This window comes from Paracidovorax valerianellae, assembly GCF_900102625.1.
In the GTDB taxonomy this organism is placed as follows: Bacteria; Pseudomonadota; Gammaproteobacteria; order Burkholderiales; family Burkholderiaceae_C; genus Paracidovorax; species Paracidovorax valerianellae.
In genome coordinates this window covers 1-16776 of record NZ_FMZC01000013.1, presented here as the reverse complement: position 1 = coordinate 16776, position 16776 = coordinate 1, and the positions used below count along the sequence as shown (strand labels likewise).

The 16776-nt window shown below is 63.8% G+C and carries 24 protein-coding genes; 3 read left to right on the top strand and 21 right to left on the bottom strand.

Features of this window, described 5'->3' with window-relative positions:
- Window positions 1-18 precede the first annotated feature (18 nt).
- The 4 genes from kdpC to kdpF are packed head-to-tail and all read right to left on the bottom strand — an operon-like array spanning window position 19 to window position 4621.
- The gene (gene kdpC / locus BLT03_RS17880) at window positions 19-591 is read right to left on the bottom strand and encodes a potassium-transporting ATPase subunit KdpC (protein WP_092745123.1); all 573 of its coding nucleotides are present in this window, start codon (window positions 589-591) and stop codon (window positions 19-21) included.
- A gap of 18 nt (window positions 592-609) precedes the next feature.
- Window positions 610-2706: a potassium-transporting ATPase subunit KdpB gene (gene kdpB, locus BLT03_RS17875; RefSeq protein ID WP_092745122.1), complete on the bottom strand. Its 2097-nt coding sequence runs from the start codon at window positions 2704-2706 to the stop codon at window positions 610-612.
- A gap of 9 nt (window positions 2707-2715) precedes the next feature.
- Complete coding sequence (gene kdpA / locus BLT03_RS17870; RefSeq protein WP_092745121.1) at window positions 2716-4521, bottom strand: potassium-transporting ATPase subunit KdpA; 1806 nt, start codon at window positions 4519-4521, stop codon at window positions 2716-2718.
- 1 nt (window position 4522) lies between these two features.
- Window positions 4523-4621: a K(+)-transporting ATPase subunit F gene (kdpF, locus tag BLT03_RS17865; protein ID WP_092745120.1), complete on the bottom strand. Its 99-nt coding sequence runs from the start codon at window positions 4619-4621 to the stop codon at window positions 4523-4525.
- Between the two features lie 361 nt (window positions 4622-4982).
- Here kdpF and BLT03_RS17860 point away from each other — a divergent pair, with 361 nt between their 5' ends.
- Window positions 4983-5804 (top strand): TorF family putative porin, encoded by an 822-nt coding sequence (locus BLT03_RS17860; protein ID WP_434802411.1) that lies wholly within the window; start codon window positions 4983-4985, stop codon window positions 5802-5804.
- A 126-nt stretch (window positions 5805-5930) separates the two neighbouring features.
- Here the strand turns inward: BLT03_RS17860 and ptsP are convergent, their stop codons facing one another.
- From ptsP to BLT03_RS17840, 4 genes are all read right to left on the bottom strand, one after another.
- Entirely contained in the window at window positions 5931-7685 is a 1755-nt protein-coding gene (ptsP, locus tag BLT03_RS17855; RefSeq protein ID WP_092745118.1) for a phosphoenolpyruvate--protein phosphotransferase, read from the bottom strand.
- Window positions 7686-7781: 96 nt separating this feature from the next.
- The gene (locus tag BLT03_RS17850) at window positions 7782-8051 is read right to left on the bottom strand and encodes an HPr family phosphocarrier protein (protein ID WP_092745117.1); all 270 of its coding nucleotides are present in this window, start codon (window positions 8049-8051) and stop codon (window positions 7782-7784) included.
- A complete protein-coding gene (locus BLT03_RS17845; protein ID WP_092745116.1) occupies window positions 8020-8472 on the bottom strand; it encodes a PTS sugar transporter subunit IIA in 453 nt (150 codons plus the stop codon). Before BLT03_RS17845 ends, BLT03_RS17850 begins: the two co-directional genes overlap by 32 nt.
- Window positions 8473-8578: 106 nt before the next feature.
- Window positions 8579-9136 carry a hypothetical protein gene (locus BLT03_RS17840; RefSeq protein ID WP_092745244.1) on the bottom strand — a complete coding sequence of 186 codons (558 nt, stop codon included), beginning with the start codon at window positions 9134-9136 and terminating at the stop codon, window positions 8579-8581.
- 171 nt (window positions 9137-9307) lie between these two features.
- Here BLT03_RS17840 and BLT03_RS17835 point away from each other — a divergent pair, with 171 nt between their 5' ends.
- Together BLT03_RS17835 and BLT03_RS17830 are read left to right on the top strand one after the other, a co-directional pair.
- Entirely contained in the window at window positions 9308-9811 is a 504-nt protein-coding gene (locus tag BLT03_RS17835; RefSeq protein ID WP_092745243.1) for a TlpA disulfide reductase family protein, read from the top strand.
- A 102-nt stretch (window positions 9812-9913) separates the two neighbouring features.
- A complete protein-coding gene (locus BLT03_RS17830; RefSeq protein WP_092745115.1) occupies window positions 9914-10405 on the top strand; it encodes a GNAT family N-acetyltransferase in 492 nt (163 codons plus the stop codon).
- Window positions 10406-10614: 209 nt separating this feature from the next.
- Here the strand turns inward: BLT03_RS17830 and BLT03_RS17825 are convergent, their stop codons facing one another.
- The 13 genes from BLT03_RS17825 to BLT03_RS17765 all read right to left on the bottom strand — a co-directional run.
- Window positions 10615-11121, bottom strand: coding sequence for a peroxiredoxin (locus BLT03_RS17825; protein WP_092745114.1), 507 nt, complete (start codon window positions 11119-11121; stop codon window positions 10615-10617).
- A gap of 130 nt (window positions 11122-11251) precedes the next feature.
- A complete protein-coding gene (rpsQ, locus tag BLT03_RS17820) occupies window positions 11252-11521 on the bottom strand; it encodes a 30S ribosomal protein S17 (RefSeq protein ID WP_092745113.1) in 270 nt (89 codons plus the stop codon).
- Window positions 11522-11530: 9 nt separating this feature from the next.
- Window positions 11531-11728 (bottom strand): 50S ribosomal protein L29, encoded by a 198-nt coding sequence (gene rpmC, locus BLT03_RS17815; RefSeq protein WP_092745112.1) that lies wholly within the window; start codon window positions 11726-11728, stop codon window positions 11531-11533.
- Window positions 11729-11743: 15 nt separating this feature from the next.
- Entirely contained in the window at window positions 11744-12160 is a 417-nt protein-coding gene (rplP, locus tag BLT03_RS17810) for a 50S ribosomal protein L16 (RefSeq protein WP_056662458.1), read from the bottom strand.
- A gap of 3 nt (window positions 12161-12163) precedes the next feature.
- Window positions 12164-13045: a 30S ribosomal protein S3 gene (gene rpsC, locus BLT03_RS17805; RefSeq protein ID WP_092745111.1), complete on the bottom strand. Its 882-nt coding sequence runs from the start codon at window positions 13043-13045 to the stop codon at window positions 12164-12166.
- 16 nt (window positions 13046-13061) lie between these two features.
- Window positions 13062-13394, bottom strand: a complete 333-nt coding sequence (rplV, locus tag BLT03_RS17800) for a 50S ribosomal protein L22 (protein WP_005796970.1) — start codon at window positions 13392-13394, stop codon at window positions 13062-13064.
- A 9-nt stretch (window positions 13395-13403) separates the two neighbouring features.
- Complete coding sequence (gene rpsS, locus BLT03_RS17795; protein WP_092745110.1) at window positions 13404-13682, bottom strand: 30S ribosomal protein S19; 279 nt, start codon at window positions 13680-13682, stop codon at window positions 13404-13406.
- Between the two features lie 10 nt (window positions 13683-13692).
- A complete protein-coding gene (rplB, locus tag BLT03_RS17790) occupies window positions 13693-14517 on the bottom strand; it encodes a 50S ribosomal protein L2 (RefSeq protein ID WP_092745109.1) in 825 nt (274 codons plus the stop codon).
- A gap of 2 nt (window positions 14518-14519) precedes the next feature.
- Window positions 14520-14834, bottom strand: a complete 315-nt coding sequence (gene rplW, locus BLT03_RS17785) for a 50S ribosomal protein L23 (protein WP_092745108.1) — start codon at window positions 14832-14834, stop codon at window positions 14520-14522.
- Window positions 14831-15451, bottom strand: coding sequence for a 50S ribosomal protein L4 (rplD, locus tag BLT03_RS17780; RefSeq protein WP_092745107.1), 621 nt, complete (start codon window positions 15449-15451; stop codon window positions 14831-14833). Before rplD ends, rplW begins: the two co-directional genes overlap by 4 nt.
- Entirely contained in the window at window positions 15451-16122 is a 672-nt protein-coding gene (rplC, locus tag BLT03_RS17775; protein ID WP_092745106.1) for a 50S ribosomal protein L3, read from the bottom strand. The genes rplD and rplC overlap by 1 nt, the downstream gene beginning before the upstream one ends.
- 221 nt (window positions 16123-16343) lie before the next feature.
- Entirely contained in the window at window positions 16344-16655 is a 312-nt protein-coding gene (rpsJ, locus tag BLT03_RS17770) for a 30S ribosomal protein S10 (RefSeq protein WP_005796953.1), read from the bottom strand.
- 27 nt (window positions 16656-16682) lie between these two features.
- The coding region (locus BLT03_RS17765; protein ID WP_020653549.1) for an EF-Tu C-terminal domain-related protein at window positions 16683-16776 on the bottom strand (94 nt) is incomplete at its 5' end.

Genomic DNA, 16776 nt, shown 5'->3' with positions numbered 1-16776 from the left:
CGTGCTTCAAGGCGTCAGTCACCGCGCGGCATCGAGGGCGAGGTTCAAGGCCAGCACGTTCACGCCCGGATCACCCAGCAGGCCGATGAACGGAGCATCGGTGTGTTCGTCGATCAATGCCTGCACACGCTCCACCGGCCAGCCCCGCGCCTTGGCCACACGGGCGGCCTGGTAGCGGGCGGCCGCAGGGCTGATGTGCGGGTCGAGCCCGCTCGCCGAGGCGGTGACGAGGTCCACCGGCACCGGGGCCGTGTTGCCGGGATCGGCCTCGCGCAGCTCCTGCACGCGCGCGGTGACCGCATCGGTGAGCGCGGGGTTCAGCGGGCCCAGGTTGGAGCCGCCGGACGCACTGGCGTTGTAGGGCATGGGCGCGGTGGCCGAAGGGCGGCCCCAGATGTGCTTGGGGTCGGTGAAGTTCTGGCCGATCAGCGAGGAGCCCACGGCACGGTTGCCCTGGAGCACCAGGCTGCCTGCCGCCTGCTGCGGGAATGCGGCCTGTGCCACGCCGGTGACGACGAGCGGATAGACGACGCCGGTGATCGCGCTCAACAGCACGAAAAGGGTCAGCGCGGGACGGAGGATCTTGGTCATGTCGATTCCTTGCACGGTTTACACGAGGCCCATGGCCACCAGCACCCAGTCGATGAGCTTGATGCCCACGAAAGGCACCACCAGCCCACCCAGGCCGTAGATCGCCAGATTGCGGCGCAGAAGGGCCGCAGCGCCGACCGGGCGATAGCGCACGCCCTTGAGCGCCAGCGGGATCAGGAAAACGATCACCAGCGCGTTGAACACCACCGCCGACAGGATGGCCGAGGAGGGGCTCGCCAGCCGCATCACGTTGAGCGCGGCCAGTTGCGGATAGGTCGAGACAAAGATCGCCGGAATGATGGCGAAATACTTGGCCACGTCGTTCGCGATGGAGAACGTGGTGAGCGAGCCGCGCGTCATCAGCAAGGCCTTGCCGGTTTCCACCACCTCCAGCAGCTTGGTGGGATTGGAGTCCAGGTCCACCATGTTGCCTGCCTCCTTGGCCGCTTGCGTGCCGCTGCCCATGGCCACGGCCACGTCGGCCTGGGCAAGCGCGGGCGCGTCGTTGGTGCCGTCGCCCGTCATCGCCACCAGGCGGCCCTCAGCCTGGTATTGGCGGATGAGGGCCAGCTTGTCCTCGGGTGTGGCCTCGGCCAGGAAGTCGTCCACGCCGGCCTCGGCGGCGATGGCAGCGGCGGTGAGCTTGTTGTCGCCCGTGATCATCACTGTCTTGATGCCCATGCGGCGCAGCTCGGCGAAGCGTTCCTTGATGCCCGTCTTGACGATGTCCTTCAACTCGACGATGCCCAGCACCTGCGCGCCTTCGGCCACCGCCAGCGGAGTGCTGCCGCGCCGCGCCACGTCGTCGGAGGCACGCACCACCTCGGCCGGGACGCTACCGCCCAGCGCCTGCACATGGCGCACCATGGCCTGCACCGCACCCTTGCGCAGCGCCACCTCGGGCGCATTGGCCGTGGCAGGCAGGTCCACACCGCTCATGCGGGTCTGCGCGGTGAAAGGCACGAGGCGCACGCCAGGCGCGGCAGACTCTTCGGGCAAGCCAATGCGGCGCGCCAGCTCGACGATGCTGCGGCCCTCGGGCGTCTCGTCGGCCAGGGACGCGAGCATGGCGGCGCGCGCCAGGCGCTCCTTGGCCACGCCCGGTGCAGGCAGGAAAGCGCTCGCCTGGCGGTTGCCGTGGGTGATGGTTCCGGTCTTGTCCAGCAGCAGCACGTCCACGTCGCCGGCCGCTTCTACGGCCCGACCCGAGGTCGCGATCACGTTGGCCTGCATCATGCGGCTCATGCCGGCCACGCCCACGGCCGACAGCAGCCCGCCGATGGTGGTGGGAATCAGGCACACGAGCAGCGCCACCAGCGCGGTGAGCGACACGACGGTACCAGCGCCGGACGCGCCCACGCTGAAGATCGAAAAAGGCAGCAGCGTCACGGTGACCACGAGAAACACGATGGTGAGCGCCACCAGCAGGATCGTCAGCGCCACCTCGTTCGGCGTCTTCTGGCGTTTGGCGGCCTCGACCATGCCGATCATGCGGTCCAGGAACGATTCGCCGGGGTTCACCGTCACACGCACCACCAGCCAGTCCGACAGCACGCGGGTGCCGCCCGTCACGGCGGAAAAGTCTCCGCCGGACTCGCGCACCACGGGGGCCGACTCACCGGTGATGGCGCTCTCGTCCACCGACGCGACGCCTTCGATCACTTCGCCGTCCAGGGGAACGACGTCGCCCGCATCCACCTGCACCACGTCGCCGCGGCGCAGGTTGGTGGCCTGCTCGGGCAGGAAGGTGGCACCGTGGCGCGGCTCGGTGAGTTTCTTGGCCCAGGTGTCCTTGCGCAGGCCCCGCAGCGACGCTGCCTGCGCCTTGCTGCGCCCTTCCGCCAGCGCCTCGGCGAAGTTGGCGAACAGCACGGTGAACCACAGCCAGATGGCGATGGCCAGCACGAAGGCCGGGCGCATGCCCGTGTCCTCGGGCACGGTGAGCGCATGCAGCCACAGCAGCGTGGTGAACAGACTGCCGATGAACACGATGAACATCACCGGATTGCGCCACTGCACGCGGGGATCGAGCTTGGCGAACGACTGCCACAGCGCGGGCTTGACCAGCGACGCGTCGAACAGCGAAAGGGAAAGGGATGTCTTGGGGGTTGTCATGTCAGGGCCTCACTTCGTCCACAGCATCAGGTGTTCCACGACGGGGCCGAGCGCCAGGGACGGAACGTAATTGAGCAAACCCACCAGCAGCACCGTGGCGATCAGCAGCGCCACAAACAGCGGGCCGTGCGTGGGTAGCGTGCCCGAGGTGGCGGGCAGGCGCTTCTTGGCTGCGAGCGAGCCCGCGATGGCCAGCACCGGCACGATCACGCCGAAGCGCCCGAACCACATCGCCAGCGCCAGCAGCACGTTGTAGAACGGCGTGTTGGCGGACAGACCCGCGAAGGCGCTGCCGTTGTTGTTGCCGGCCGAGGTGAGGGCGTAGAGGATCTCGGAGAAACCATGCGCACCCGGGTTGGCGATGCCTGCCTTGCCGGCTTCGGCGATCACCGCCACGGCGGCGCCCACCAGCACCAGGATCGGTGTGACGAGGATGGCCACCGAAGTGAGCTTCATCTCGCGCACCTCGATCTTCTTGCCCAGGTATTCCGGCGTGCGGCCGATCATCAAGCCGGCCATGAACACCGCCAGGATGGCGAAGACCAGCATGCCGTACAGCCCCGTTCCTACACCGCCGAAAACCACCTCGCCCAGCTGCATCAGCACCATGGGCACCAGTCCTCCAAGTGGCGTGAACGAATCGTGCATGGCGTTCACCGCACCGCACGAGGCCGCCGTGGTCACGGCCGCGAACAGCGCAGACGAAGCGATGCCGAAGCGCACCTCTTTGCCTTCCATGTTGCCGCCGGATTGCAGCGCAGTCGCGGCCTGGTCCACACCGAGGGCGGCAATGCGCGGGTTGCCGGCCTGCTCGGCCGGAATGACGACCGCCACCGCCACGGCGAACATCACCGTCATGGCCGCCAGGATCGCGATGCCCTGGCGCTGATCGCCCACCACCCGGCCGAACGCGAAGCACAAGGCCGCAGGGATCAGGAAGATGGCCAGCATCTGCACGAAGTTTGAAAGCGGCGTGGGGTTCTCGTAGGGGTGGGCCGAATTGGCGTTGAAGAAACCGCCACCGTTCGTGCCCAGCATCTTGATCGCCTCCTGCGACGCCACCGGGCCCATGGCCAGCGTTTGCGTGGGCGTGCTCGCGTCTTGCGTGACCGGGCTGCCGGCTGCGTCCTTTTCGGGCTGCCCGTCGGCGCCCAGCTTCGGCGCCTGATAGGCCGTGGCTTCCAGCGTGGTGACGTCCCGGGATGGCGAGAAATTCTGGATCACGCCCTGCCCCACCAGAAACACGGCGATCACCAGCGAAATCGGCACCAGCACCCAGGCATTGATGCGCACCATGTCGGCCCAGAAGTTGCCCACCAGCCCTTGCCCGTCGGTGCGGCGCGCAGCGAAACCGCGGGCCAGCGCAAAGGCCACGGCGATGCCGGTGGCCGCCGACAGGAAGTTCTGGACCGACAGCCCCAGCATCTGCGTGAGATAGCCCATGGTGCCCTCGCCCGCATAGCCCTGCCAGTTGGTATTGGAGACGAAGCTCACCGCCGTATTGAAGGCCGAGTCCGGCGACACGGCTGCCATGCCCTGAGGATTGAGCGGCAGCACGGCCTGCAGGCGCTGCAGCCCATACACGACGACCGCGCCGATGGCATTGAAGGCCAGCAGTGCCAGCGCATAGTGCCGCCAGTGCATGCTCTCGGCGGGCTGTACGCCCGCCAGCCGGTACAGCGGCGATTCGGCACGGTGCATCCATTGCGGCAGCCGGCCATCGCAGATCGCGGCCAGCCATTTGCCCAAAGGCCAGGCCAGCAGCATGAGAACGAAAAGGAACAGGGCCAGCAGGCCCCAGGTGGACGTGTCCATGTCAGAACTCCTCGGCGCAGATCAGTGCGAACACCAGATACGCGAACAGGACGACGGCCACGATGGCGCCGAAGCCGTAAAGCACTTCGAGCCCGATCATCGCGACGCCCCCTGAGGTCCGTCGAACCTGCCGAGCAGCACGACCGCCTCGGCGACTGCCACCCACAGCGCCACCAGCGCTGCGACCCACACGATGTCCATCTCTCACTCCTGCGTCAAAACGATGGAATCGATTCTCGGAAGGCGCCCGTAAAAAGGGTGCAGAGACTGGGACGCGGGGCGTAAAAGCGCCGTAAAAATGCGCTGGGCGCCTTGAGCCGCGACCGGCTTCCAGCCCCATCGGCAGCCCGCCGCTACCCATTCTTTATGCCGGTCCACCTGCTTTTGACGGCGCTTTTACGCAGGCCTGCCTACGCTGTGCACTCCCTATTTGCACAGCGATTGCCATGGCCCATTTCCGAATGTTTCCCGCCCTGCGAGCCCTTCCTTTGGCCGCCGCCCTCTGTGCGGCGATGCCGCTGCTGGCGCTGGCGCAGGCCCAGGCCCAGGCCCAGTTGACGGGCAACGTCGCCCTCACCTCCAACTACAAGTTCCGCGGACAGGACCAGGACATGCTCCGGTCAAACCAGTTCGCCAAGACCGGCGCGTTCAAGCCGGCGGTCCAGGGCGGCTTCGATTACGCGTTCGGCGACAGCGGCTGGTACGCCGGCAACTGGAACTCCAGCGTGAACTGGCTGCGAGGCAACAGCGTGGAAAGCGATTGGTACGGCGGCTATAAATGGAAGGCCGGTGCCATCGATCTCGACGCAGGCGCGCTCGCCTACCTCTACCCCGGCAATGCCAGCGGCAACACCACCGAGCTTTACGGCAGCGCCACCTATGCCGATGCGGCGCTGGGCACCTTCGCGCTCAAGGTTTCGCACACGGTGTCGGACGACTATTTCGGCTACGCCGGCGCCAAGGCCGGCTCGGGGCTCTCAGGCCGCAACACGGGGTATTTGAATCTGGCGTACAGCCGCGCGTTGTCGCCGCAGCTCACGCTCAAGGCGGCCGTGGGCTATACGCGCATGGCGAGCGACATCCGGCGCCAGGGCCTACCGAGCTACCTGGACTACCAGGTTGGCGCAACCTATGACTTCGGAGGCGGGCTGTCGCTCACCGGCACCCTGCAAGGGGCGAACCGGCAAGCTGCCTATGGCGCCGCCACCGGGCCAGCGGCCGATGCGCCGCGATACTCGCCCAACAAGGGCCGCTTCATCCTGACCCTGGCCAAGGCGTTCTGAGCCGGCGCCTGGTGGCTTGAGGGGCTTGAGGGGCTTTTCAGGCAGCGCTGCAGACTTTTGGATCAAAAAGTGCCACCACCGCCGTATTCATTGCGGCGACAGCTATAAAAATAATAGCAAATGTGACTATTCGGCCAACACTGCGGCGGGGTCGTCCGAGGCCAGCACGCTCTGCGCCCACGGGCCGAGCTTGCGCGTGTCGGCACGCAGCACCTCCTGCTTCACCGCGAGGATCTGCGCCGGGTGCATGGAAAAACTGCGCAGCCCCAGGCCCAGCAGCAACCGGGTCATCGAGACGTCGCCCGCCGTCTCGCCGCACACGCACACGCTCTTGCCCTGGCGTTCGCCCTCGGCAATCACGTCCGCCACCAGCTTCAGCACGGCTGGATGCAGCGGGTCGTACAGGTGGGCCACGGCCTCGTCGGCGCGGTCGATGGCCAGCGTGTACTGGATCAGGTCGTTGGTGCCGATCGAGAGGAAATCGAAGTACTTCAAAAAGCTGCGCACCATCAGCGCCGCGGCCGGCACCTCGATCATGGCGCCCAACTGCACTTGCCCATGCGCCACGCCGCGGACATTCAACTCGGCGCGAGCCATCTCCACCTGCGCGAGGGTCTGACGGATTTCGCTCACGTGCGCGAGCATCGGGAACAGCAGATTCACCGGCCCGTGCACGGCCGCGCGCAGCACGGCCCGCAACTGCGTACGGAACATGGCGGGATCGGCCAGGCTCCAGCGGATGGCGCGCAGGCCGAGCGCCGGATTCAGGTAGCTGTCCTTGTAGCCTTTGTCGAGCGGCTTGTCCGCACCCACGTCGATCGTGCGCAGCGTGACGGGCAGGCCGTTCATCCCCAGCACCGCGTCGCGGTAGGCCTGGTACTGCTCTTCTTCGCCCGGCAGGTTGCCGTTGCGACCCATGAACATGAATTCGCTGCGGAACAGACCCACACCGGCCGCGCCGCCGCGCAGGGCGGCGGCAGCATCCGCTGGCTGCTCGATGTTGGCCAGCAGTTCGATCTTCTGTCCATCCAGCGTGACTGCCGGCGTATGGCGCAGGCGCGAAAGGCGTTCGCGCTCCAGCGTGGTCTGCCGCTGGCGAAAGCCGTACTCGGCCAGGATGATGGGCGAGGGGTCAACGATCATCACCCCGGCATCGCCGTCGATGATGACCCAGTCGTCCTGCCGCACCAGCTGGCTGGCGGCACGCGCCCCCACCACGGCAGGAATGTCCATGCTGCGCGCCACGATGGCGGTGTGCGAGGTCTTGCCGCCCACATCGGTCACGAAACCCGCGAACACGCTTTTCTTGAACTGCAGCATGTCGGCGGGCGAGAGATCGTGCGCCACCAGAACAAGCGGCACGTCCACCGTGTCGTCCAGCAGCAGGTCCTGCTGGTTGTTGCGGCGTGGACTGCAGGGCGGCGGGGCCACGGGACTGGCCACGCCTTTCATGTGCCGCAGGATGCGCTCCACCACCTGCTCCAGATCGGCCTTGCGTTCGCGCAGGTACTCGTCCTCCATCTCGTCAAACTGGCGCGCGATGACTTCCAGCTGCGTGGTGAGGGCCCATTCCGCGTTGTACAGGCGGTCGGTGATCCAGTGCTTGACGCCGCTCACCAGCGCCTCGTCCTGCAGCAGCATCATGTGCACGTCGAGCAACGCCGCCAGCTCGTGCGGCGCGTCGTGGGGCATCTCGGCCTGCAGGCGCTGCAGCTCCTCCACCACGGCATTGCGCCCGTTGCGCACGCGCACGATTTCCGCAATGACCTGGTCCGGGTCGATGAAATAGTGTGCCACGTCCACGCGGCTCGACGCGACCAGCACGGCCCGCCCAATGGCGATGCCGCGTGCGACGGCGAGGCCGTGGACAGCGAAGGTCATCGCGCTACCTTTGCCTGTTCCGGCCCGGCCCGCGAGCGCCCGCGTGCGGCGGGTGCGGCGGCAGGGGCGAGGCGGGCGATCCGCGCATGTGGCACGTCATTCACCTTCGCCGAACTTGCCGTCGATGAGGGCGCGCAGTGCATCCATGGCTTCCTGCTCTTGAGCGCCGTTCGTCTCCAGTTCGACCGTCGAGCCCAGCCCTGCGGCCAGCATCATCACGCCCATGATGCTTTTGGCATTGATGCGGCGCTCGCCCCGGGACAGCCAGACATCGCACGGGAAGCTGCCGGCCAGCTTGGTGAGCTTCGCGGATGCCCGGGCATGCAGGCCCAGCTTATTGCTGATGGTGATGGTCGTCTTGATCATGGTGGGAACGTCGTATCTGATTCTGCGGGGCTGCGATCGCCACCTGCATCACGCCCTGCGTGCCACCGACCACCGCGCGCGACACCAGCGCGTCCAGCGGTTCATGGCGATAGCTCACGGTGCGCAGCAGCATGGGCAGGTTCACGCCTGTGACGAGCCGCGAATGCTCACCATCGACGAGGCGCTGCGCCACGTTGCACGGCGTGGCGCCGAACACGTCGGTCAGCACCAGCGTGGGCGAATCGCCATCGTGCGCGGCCAGCAGGATGCGCGCGGTGGCCAGCGTTTCCTCGGGCGGCGTGTTGGGATGGACGTCGAACGCGAGCACTTCTTCACCGCAATCGGGAAAGACGTGCAGCGCGCACTCGCGCAGCGCGTGGGCCAGCGGGGCGTGGGCAATGATGAGGATGCGCGTGCTCATGGGGCAATCGGGGAAACCGCATTATGGCGCTGCGTGCAGCAGGGAATGGCCTCCCGCGGCCTGCACGCGGCGACTGCCGGGACTGATAGGGAGGGCGGGATCGCCATCACTGCAGCGCCAGGCCATCGAAGAACGTGTCCGCGACCCCGGCCCGCGGCGTGTCCGTGTAAACCACCGCGTGGTACAGGCGCGCCTGCCGCCCTTCGATGCGTGCAAACCAGGCTGCTTGCGCGGTCACCGGTTTGCCGTCCGCACGCAGCCCTTGGGCCTGCTGCCGCACCGATTGCGGCAGTGCCAGCGCCCCTTTCGGCACGAACGGCGCGGCGGCGGACTCAGGCGCTCCGGTCGTGGGCGCTTGCATGCGCGCCAGCACCGCTGCGCGCCACTGCGCCAGAACCGCACCGGCCTGCGCAGGCTCTTCGATCACCATGTGCGACACGGCGAAGGTCGCGCCGTCCGCCTCACAGCCCGCCATGGCCAGCTCGGCCTGGCGCCCGCCCAAGTCCACCGTGCGTGCGGCGTGGTCCGGCTTGCAGGGCAGCAAGACCGTCAAGTTGGCGTTCTCCAGCGGTACGCTGCGCCAGTTCAAGGCCGGGCTGCAGCCACTCAGTGCCACGGATGAGCCGAGGGTCAGCGCCGCCACGAGAGAGGTCGAGAAATGCATGTTGGCATTATCCGCAGTGCCAGTGAGGGCCAGCAGCCACGGCCGCGGGTTGTCCAATGGCATGCAGCGCGAACTTTCGAAGTCCATTGCGCTCCATCAGCCCGCTGATCCGGACAGTCCGGCAAAATGAACGACCGCGCAAACCGCTCGGGCACAGGTGGAAAGAACGCAATGGGCATCAAACATTGGTTGGGAGCTGCAGCCTTCGCGGCATTGGCTGGCGTGGGTGCCTTCGTGTTCATGGGCGCCGGAACGGCCCAGGCGCCGCAATCGACGTTCGTGCTGCTGGACGGCTCTCAGAAAACCACCGCCGATCTGCGCGGACAAGTGACTCTGGTGAACTTCTGGGCCACCAGCTGCACCACTTGCGTGGCCGAGATGCCCGAGGTCGTTGCCACCTACCAGAAGTACCGAGCCAAGGGCTTCGAGACCCTTGCCGTGGCCATGAGCTACGACCCACCCAGCTATGTCGTCAATTTCGCGGAAACGCGCAAGTTGCCCTTCAAAGTGGCCATCGACAACACCGGCGCGGTTGCCCAGGCCTGGGGCGACGTGAAGCTCACGCCCTCGACCTTCATCGTCAACAAACGCGGTGAGATCGTGAAGACCTATGTCGGAGCGCCTGACTTTCCCGAACTCCACCGGCTGATCGAGCGGCTGCTGGCCGAAACCTGAAGCCGCTCTTGGCGGCTGGATGAGTCTTTCAGCCCTGCGCAAGGTGGATGGCGGAGCGACCTCCCGCTACACTGATCGCTCCTTCGTTCCTAGCAACCGCCTGTGGACCAGCCATCAGTGGCCCTGCTGACGCCGACCCTTCCCGAAGAAATGGACGCCGTGCGCGACATCTTTCGGGAATATGCCGACAGCCTGGGCATCGATCTGTATTTTCAAGACTTCGAGTCCGAACTGGCCAATCTGCCCGCGGACTATGCGCCGCCGCGAGGCCAGCTCCTGCTGGCTGAAGTCGATGGCGCCATTGCCGGGTGCTGCGCCCTTCGACCCCTGGACAATGCGGACTATCCCAACGCCAGCGAAATGAAACGCCTGTATGTGCGCAAGGCGTTCCGGGGCTTTGGATTGGGTCGGCAACTGGCCGAGGCCATTCTGGATGCTGCACGGCAGGCTGGCTACGCCTGCGTCCTGCTCGATACGCTCGACGGGATGGAATCAGCGCGCGCGCTGTACGCCGACCTAGGATTCGAAGAGGTACCGCCCTACTATCACAACCCCATTGTAGGGTCGCATTACCTAAAGGCCGATATTCATTAAAAGCGGAGGGCCGCTAGAGCGATGAAGACAAGGCCTTCTCGCTCCGCCGGCACCAGCCATGAACAGAAGTCACGGCTGTCGGAACCCAACCCACTTTTGAATCGGTTAAGGCAGGGCAATCACCATCACGCGAATGACCTTGTCCGGGCTTGAAGCTGGGGGCGGCTGTTCGCCTGCACGGCTGAGTCTCGCCTCCACCCGGCTTCCGCTCAACCCTTGGCTTGTGCCAGCAGCGTCGCTGCGTCGCTGACTTCGAACTTCGCAGGCGCTTCGATGTTCAGCGATGCCACTTTGCCGTCTTTCACCAGCATGGAGTAGCGGTTGCTGCGCAGGCCGAGGCCCTTGCCATTCAAATCCAGCGTCAGGCCCGTCGCCTTCGCAAAAGCGGCATCACCATCCGCCAGCATGCGAACCTTGCCTTCAGTCTTCTGATCGCGCGCCCAGGCGCCCATCACGAAAGCATCGTTCACACTCAGGCACCAGATTTCGTCCACGCCCGCAGCCTTGAAAGCCTCAGCCTGCTCCACATAGCCGGGAACATGCTTGGCCGAGCAGGTCGGCGTGAACGCGCCAGGCACGGCAAACACGGCAATGGTCTTGCCTGCAGCGGCCTTGTCGACCGCCACGGGATTGGGACCGAGGCTGCAGCCGTCGCCTTCGACTTCAGAATATTCCATCAGGGTAACGGCGGGCAGGGTGTCACCGACTTTGATCATGCTGGCTCCTTGGGTTGGGAATGAAGGAGCCTGCAGAACGCAGGCCCCAAAAAACAAAACGACCCAGCATTGTGGGTCGTTTCGAGCGGCTTTGCAGCCAAAAAGCCTGAAGGGCTTACTGATTCAATAATTAAACCAGTGCGGCCTTCTGGACCAGGCGGGTAGCAACCCAGTTCTTGGTCTTGGAGATCGGACGGCTTTCGGTGATCTCGATGGTGTCACCCAGTTTGTACTCGCCCTTTTCGTCATGGGCGTGGTACTTGCTGGATTTCGCAACGATCTTGCCGTAGAGCTCGTGCTTCACACGGCGCTCGACCAGCACGGTCACGGTCTTCGTACGCTTGTCGCTGACCACCTTGCCAATCAAGGTGCGCTTGAGGGATTTTTTAGCTTCCGTCATGTGGGCTCCTTACTTGGCGGCTTGCTTTTCAGCAAGAATGGTCTTGGCACGAGCGATATCCCGACGGGTGATACGCAGCGTATTGGTGTTTGCCAGTTGTTGCGTGGCCTTCTGCATACGCAGACCGAAATGGGCCTTTTGCAAGGACTTGATTTCGGCTTCGATGCCAGCTTCGTCTTTTTGGCGGAGTTCAGCAGCTTTCGTCATTTCGATTCTCCTGATTTAAGCGCCAATTTGACGGGCCACGAACGTGGTGCGCAGCGGCAGCTTGGCAGCAGCCAGGCGGAACGCTTCACGGGCCAGTTCTTCAGGCACACCAACAATCTCGAACACCACCTTGCCGGGCTGAATTTCCGCCACGTAATACTCGGGGTTGCCCTTACCGTTACCCATCCGAACTTCGGCGGGCTTGGTGGAGATCGGCTTGTCAGGAAACACACGGATCCAGATACGGCCGCCACGCTTCACGTGACGGGAGATCGCACGGCGTGCGGCCTCGATCTGGCGAGCCGTCAGACGGCCACGGTCGGTGCACTTCAGGCCGAAGTCACCGAAGGCCACCGAGTTGCCACGAGTGGCAACGCCGGTGTTACGGCCCTTCTGCTCTTTGCGGTACTTGCGGCGAGCGGGTTGCAGCATCTTTTATTCTCCTTTGCCGTCCGCTGCTGTAGCGGGCGCGTCAACCTTGCGAACGCGCTTAACGGCGGTGTTATCGGCGCCACCGGCACCGGCGGGCTTGTCGCTGCCATCTGCAGGAGCCGCATTGGCACCCACAGGGCGGCGCGGGCCACGGCCTGCACCGGGACGGTCGCCACCTGGGCGGCCATCACGACGCGGACCACGGGGACGACGCTCTTCTTCTGGACGCGGCGTTTCCACGGCGGGCAGATCGTTGCGGCCCAGCGTATCGCCCTTGTAAACCCAGACCTTGACGCCAATGACGCCATAGGTGGTCTTGGCTTCGGACGTGCCGTAGTCGATGTCGGCGCGCAGGGTGTGAAGTGGCACGCGACCTTCGCGATACCACTCGCAACGAGCGATTTCGATACCGTTCAGACGGCCGGACGACATGATCTTGATGCCTTGTGCACCCAGACGCATGGCGTTCTGCATAGCGCGCTTCATGGCACGGCGGAACATGATCCGCTTTTCCAGCTGCTGGGTGATGCTGTCGGCGATCAGCTTGGCATCGATTTCGGGCTTGCGCACTTCTTCGATGTTTACTGCCACTGGCACGCCCAGGCGGATCGCGAGTTCCTTCTTCAGGTTCTCGATGTCTTCGCCCTTCTTGCCGATCACCACGCCCGGACGTGCCGAGTAAATGGTGATACGGGCATTCTTGGCGGGGCGCTCGATCAGGATGCGCGAGACGGCCGCATTCTTCAGCTTGGCCTTCAGGTATTCGCGAACCTTGATGTCTTCGGCCAGCATGCCGGCGAAGTCACGGTTGCTCGCGTACCAACGGCTGGCCCAATTGCGGCTGACCGCCAGGCGGAAGCCGGTAGGATGGATTTTCTGTCCCATAGTCTTCCTCGGGCCTTCAGTTGCCAACCGTCACGTACACATGGCACGTGGGCTTGCTGATGCGATTGCCGCGGCCTTTGGCGCGCGCGGTGAAACGCTTGAGCGTGGTGCCTTGTTCGACGTAGATGGTCTTGACCTTCAGTTCGTCGATATCGGCGCCGTCGTTGTGCTCAGCGTTGGCGATGGCGGACTCCAGAACCTTCTTGACGATGCCAGCAGCTTTTTTCTGCGTGAACGTCAGGATGTTCAGAGCCTGGTCGACCTTCTTGCCGCGGATCAGATCAGCGACCAGACGGCCCTTGTCGACCGACAGACGGACGCCCCGGAGGACTGCACGTGTTTCAGACATGGTCGTTCCTTACTTCTTCTGGACTTTCTTGTCCGCGGGGTGACCCTTGAAGGTGCGCGTCAGGGCGAATTCGCCCAGCTTGTGGCCCACCATCTGGTCGGTGACATACACCGGTACGTGTTGCTTGCCGTTGTGCACGGCAATGGTCAGACCGATGAAATCGGGCAGAACCATGGAGCGACGCGACCAGGTCTTGACTGGTTTCTTGTCCTTGGTAGCAACGGCCTTTTCGACCTTTGCCATCAAGTGGTGGTCAACAAACGGACCCTTTTTGAGAGAGCGAGTCATTTGTTATCCCTTACTTCTTACGACGCGACACAATCATCACTTGTGTGCGCTTGTTGTTGCGGGTGCGATAACCCTTGGTCAGATTGCCCCAAGGATCGACAGCATGGCGGCCTTCGCCGGTCCGGCCTTCGCCACCACCGTGCGGGTGATCCACCGGATTCATGGCAACGCCACGAACCGTTGGGCGAATACCCATCCAGCGCTTCACACCGGCCTTGCCGAGTTGGCGCAGGCTGTGCTCTTCATTGGCGACTTCGCCAATGGTTGCGCGGCATTCAATGTGGATCTTGCGGACTTCGCCGGAGCGCATACGCACTTGGGCGTACGTGCCTTCACGGGCCAGCAGCGTTGCGGAAGCACCGGCCGAGCGAGCGATCTGCGCACCGGCACCGGGCTTGAGCTCGATGCAGTGAATGGTCGAACCCACGGGGATGTTGCGGATCGGCAGCGTATTGCCTGCACGGATCGGGGCTTCGGAACCGCTCAGGAGCGTGCTGCCGACTTCCAGACCACGGGGAGCGATGATGTAGCGACGCTCGCCGTCGGCATAGCACACCAGAGCGATGTGGGCCGTACGGTTCGGATCGTATTCAATGCGCTCGACCTTCGCAGGGATGCCGTCCTTGTTGCGGACGAAATCCACCACGCGGTAGTGGTGCTTGTGACCACCGCCCTTATGACGAGTGGTGATGTGACCGTTGTTGTTACGGCCAGCCTTCTGGAACTGAGGCTCCAGCAGCGGCGCGTACGCTTCACCCTTGTACAGGTGGTCACGGGTAACCTTCACCACGGCACGTTGACCGGGCGAAGTGGGTTTCATTTTGATGACGGCCATGATTACGCGGCCTCCCCGGACAGGTTCAGCTCTTGACCTGGTTGCAGCGTGACATAAGCCTTGCGCACGTTGTCGCGGCGGCCCATGGTCTTGCCAAAACGCTTGGCCTTGCCTTTGGTGTTCACCACAGAAACGCCCTTGACCTCGACCTTGAACATCAATTCCACAGCGGCTTTGATTTCAGGCTTGGTTGCGTTCTGCAGCACCTTGAACGTCACTGCATTGGACTTCTCGGCAACCATGGTGGCCTTTTCGGACACGATGGGAGCGACCAGCACTTGCATCAGACGACCTTCGTCAAACTTGAGCGTGCTCATGCGAACATCTCCTTGAGTTTGTCGATAGCGCCCTTGGTGACGAGCACTTTCTTGTAGTGCACCAGCGACACGGGGTCTGCATAACGGGGTTCAACGATGAACACGTTCTTCAGATTGCGCGAGGCAAGGTACAGGTTTTCGTCCACTTCATCGGCGATCACCATCACCGATTGCAGGTTCATCGCCTTGAACTTGTCGGCGAGCACCTTGGTCTTGGGGCTTTCCAGCGTCAGCGAGTCCACCACCGCCAGACGGCCTTCACGGGCGAGCTGCGAAAAGATCGCGGCCATGCCAGCGCGGTACATCTTCTTGTTGATCTTCTGCGTGAAGTTTTCTTCAGGCAGATTCGGGAAGATGCGGCCGCCGCCACGCCACAGAGGCGAGGAGGTCATACCGGCGCGAGCGCGGCCGGTGCCCTTTTGCTTGAAAGGCTTCTTGGTGGAGTGCTTGACCTGCTCGCGGTCCTTCTGGGCACGCGTGCCCTGGCGGGCATTGGCTTGGTAAGCCACCACGATCTGGTGAACCAGATCTTCGTTGTATTCACGACCGAACACGGTTTCAGGGGCATCGAACTTCGATGCAGCCTGGCCTTGGTCATTCAGGAGTTCGAGCTGCATTAGTTCGCTCCCTTGGAAGCTTTGGCCTTGACTGCAGGACGCACCGTCACGAACCCGCCCTTGGAGCCCGGAATGGCGCCCTTGATCAAGAGCAGTTGACGCGCTTCGTCGATGCGGATGACATCGAGGTTTTGCGTGGTCTTGGTGACATCGCCCAGATGGCCGGTCATGCGCTTACCAGGGAAGACGCGACCTGGGTCTTGCGCCATACCGATGGAGCCAGGCACATTGTGCGAACGGCTGTTACCGTGCGATGCGCGCTGCGAAGCCATGTTGTGGCGCTTGATCGTGCCGGCGTAGCCCTTGCCGATCGACGTGCCTTGCACGTCCACCTTCTGGCCCACGGTGAACAGCGTCACTGGAACGGTGGAACCAGCTGCATATTGAGCGGCAACTTCAGCGGTCACGCGGAATTCGCAGATCACTTCGCCGGCTTCGACGCCAGCTTTTGCCAGATGGCCCGCTTCGGGCTTGGTCACGCGCGATGCCTTGCGCGAACCGAACGTGACCTGCAGGGCCACGTAGCCATCGTTCTCTTGGGTTTTAACCTGGGTCACACGGTTGTTGGACACATCCACCACCGTGACGGGCACTGCGTCCCCGTCATCGGTGAACAGACGCATCATGCCCACCTTGCGGCCCAGCAACCCTTGGGAGTTGCTTTGACTCATTGATTTTCTCCAAAACTTTCACCGCCTCGACTTCAATTGGCCAAAGCGTTTGCACAACGTTTGCACCGCCGTGCGCGAAAGAAGGTTGATAAAACTTCGCCGCCCTTACACGTAAGCGCAAAAAAGGCGAAGCCGCAAAGTATAACGCGGACTGCTTTTTCAAGCAAGTCCGCGTTAGGTGTTGGCGCGCAGCAACCGCTGCACGCCGGGAGCCGCCAGATTTACTGCAGCTTGATCTCGACGTCCACGCCAGCGGGCAGGTCGAGCTTCATCAGTGCGTCCACGGTCTTGTCCGTTGGGTCCACGATGTCCATCAGGCGCTGGTGCGTGCGGATTTCGAGCTGGTCACGGCTGGTCTTGTTGACGTGCGGCGAGCGCAGAATGTCAAAACGCTTCATGCGCGTCGGCAGGGGCACGGGGCCCTTGACGATGGCGCCGGTGCGCTTGGCGGTGTCAACGATCTCGGCAGCGGACTGGTCGATCAGCTTGTAATCAAACGCCTTCAGGCGGATGCGGATTTTTTGCTTGGACATGGCAAGTTCTTCCTTTATGCCTGAGGCTTAAGCAATGATCTTTGCCACGACGCCGGCGCCGACGGTACGGCCGCCTTCACGGATGGCGAAGCGCAGGCCTTCTTCCATGGCGATGGGGTTG

Coding starts and splice junctions, on each gene's coding strand:
- rplP (WP_056662458.1), bottom strand. CDS start 12,160: ATGCTGCAACCCGCTCGCCGCAAGTACCGCAAAGAGCAGAAGGGCCGT.
- ptsP (WP_092745118.1), bottom strand. CDS start 7,685: ATGACCTTCGCTGTCCACGGCCTCGCCGTCGCACGCGGCATCGCCATT.
- rplC (WP_092745106.1), bottom strand. CDS start 16,122: ATGAGTCAAAGCAACTCCCAAGGGTTGCTGGGCCGCAAGGTGGGCATG.
- rpsS (WP_092745110.1), bottom strand. CDS start 13,682: ATGACTCGCTCTCTCAAAAAGGGTCCGTTTGTTGACCACCACTTGATG.
- kdpA (WP_092745121.1), bottom strand. CDS start 4,521: ATGGACACGTCCACCTGGGGCCTGCTGGCCCTGTTCCTTTTCGTTCTC.
- BLT03_RS17840 (WP_092745244.1), bottom strand. CDS start 9,136: ATGCATTTCTCGACCTCTCTCGTGGCGGCGCTGACCCTCGGCTCATCC.
- BLT03_RS17845 (WP_092745116.1), bottom strand. CDS start 8,472: ATGAGCACGCGCATCCTCATCATTGCCCACGCCCCGCTGGCCCACGCG.
- BLT03_RS17850 (WP_092745117.1), bottom strand. CDS start 8,051: ATGATCAAGACGACCATCACCATCAGCAATAAGCTGGGCCTGCATGCC.
- rpsQ (WP_092745113.1), bottom strand. CDS start 11,521: ATGACGGAAGCTAAAAAATCCCTCAAGCGCACCTTGATTGGCAAGGTG.
- kdpF (WP_092745120.1), bottom strand. CDS start 4,621: ATGATCGGGCTCGAAGTGCTTTACGGCTTCGGCGCCATCGTGGCCGTC.
- BLT03_RS17835 (WP_092745243.1), top strand. CDS start 9,308: ATGGGCATCAAACATTGGTTGGGAGCTGCAGCCTTCGCGGCATTGGCT.
- rplW (WP_092745108.1), bottom strand. CDS start 14,834: ATGAGCACGCTCAAGTTTGACGAAGGTCGTCTGATGCAAGTGCTGGTC.
- rpsC (WP_092745111.1), bottom strand. CDS start 13,045: ATGGGACAGAAAATCCATCCTACCGGCTTCCGCCTGGCGGTCAGCCGC.
- rplB (WP_092745109.1), bottom strand. CDS start 14,517: ATGGCCGTCATCAAAATGAAACCCACTTCGCCCGGTCAACGTGCCGTG.
- BLT03_RS17860 (WP_434802411.1), top strand. CDS start 4,983: ATGTTTCCCGCCCTGCGAGCCCTTCCTTTGGCCGCCGCCCTCTGTGCG.
- rplD (WP_092745107.1), bottom strand. CDS start 15,451: ATGCAGCTCGAACTCCTGAATGACCAAGGCCAGGCTGCATCGAAGTTC.
- rplV (WP_005796970.1), bottom strand. CDS start 13,394: ATGTCTGAAACACGTGCAGTCCTCCGGGGCGTCCGTCTGTCGGTCGAC.
- BLT03_RS17825 (WP_092745114.1), bottom strand. CDS start 11,121: ATGATCAAAGTCGGTGACACCCTGCCCGCCGTTACCCTGATGGAATAT.
- kdpB (WP_092745122.1), bottom strand. CDS start 2,706: ATGACAACCCCCAAGACATCCCTTTCCCTTTCGCTGTTCGACGCGTCG.
- kdpC (WP_092745123.1), bottom strand. CDS start 591: ATGACCAAGATCCTCCGTCCCGCGCTGACCCTTTTCGTGCTGTTGAGC.
- rpsJ (WP_005796953.1), bottom strand. CDS start 16,655: ATGTCCAAGCAAAAAATCCGCATCCGCCTGAAGGCGTTTGATTACAAG.
- rpmC (WP_092745112.1), bottom strand. CDS start 11,728: ATGACGAAAGCTGCTGAACTCCGCCAAAAAGACGAAGCTGGCATCGAA.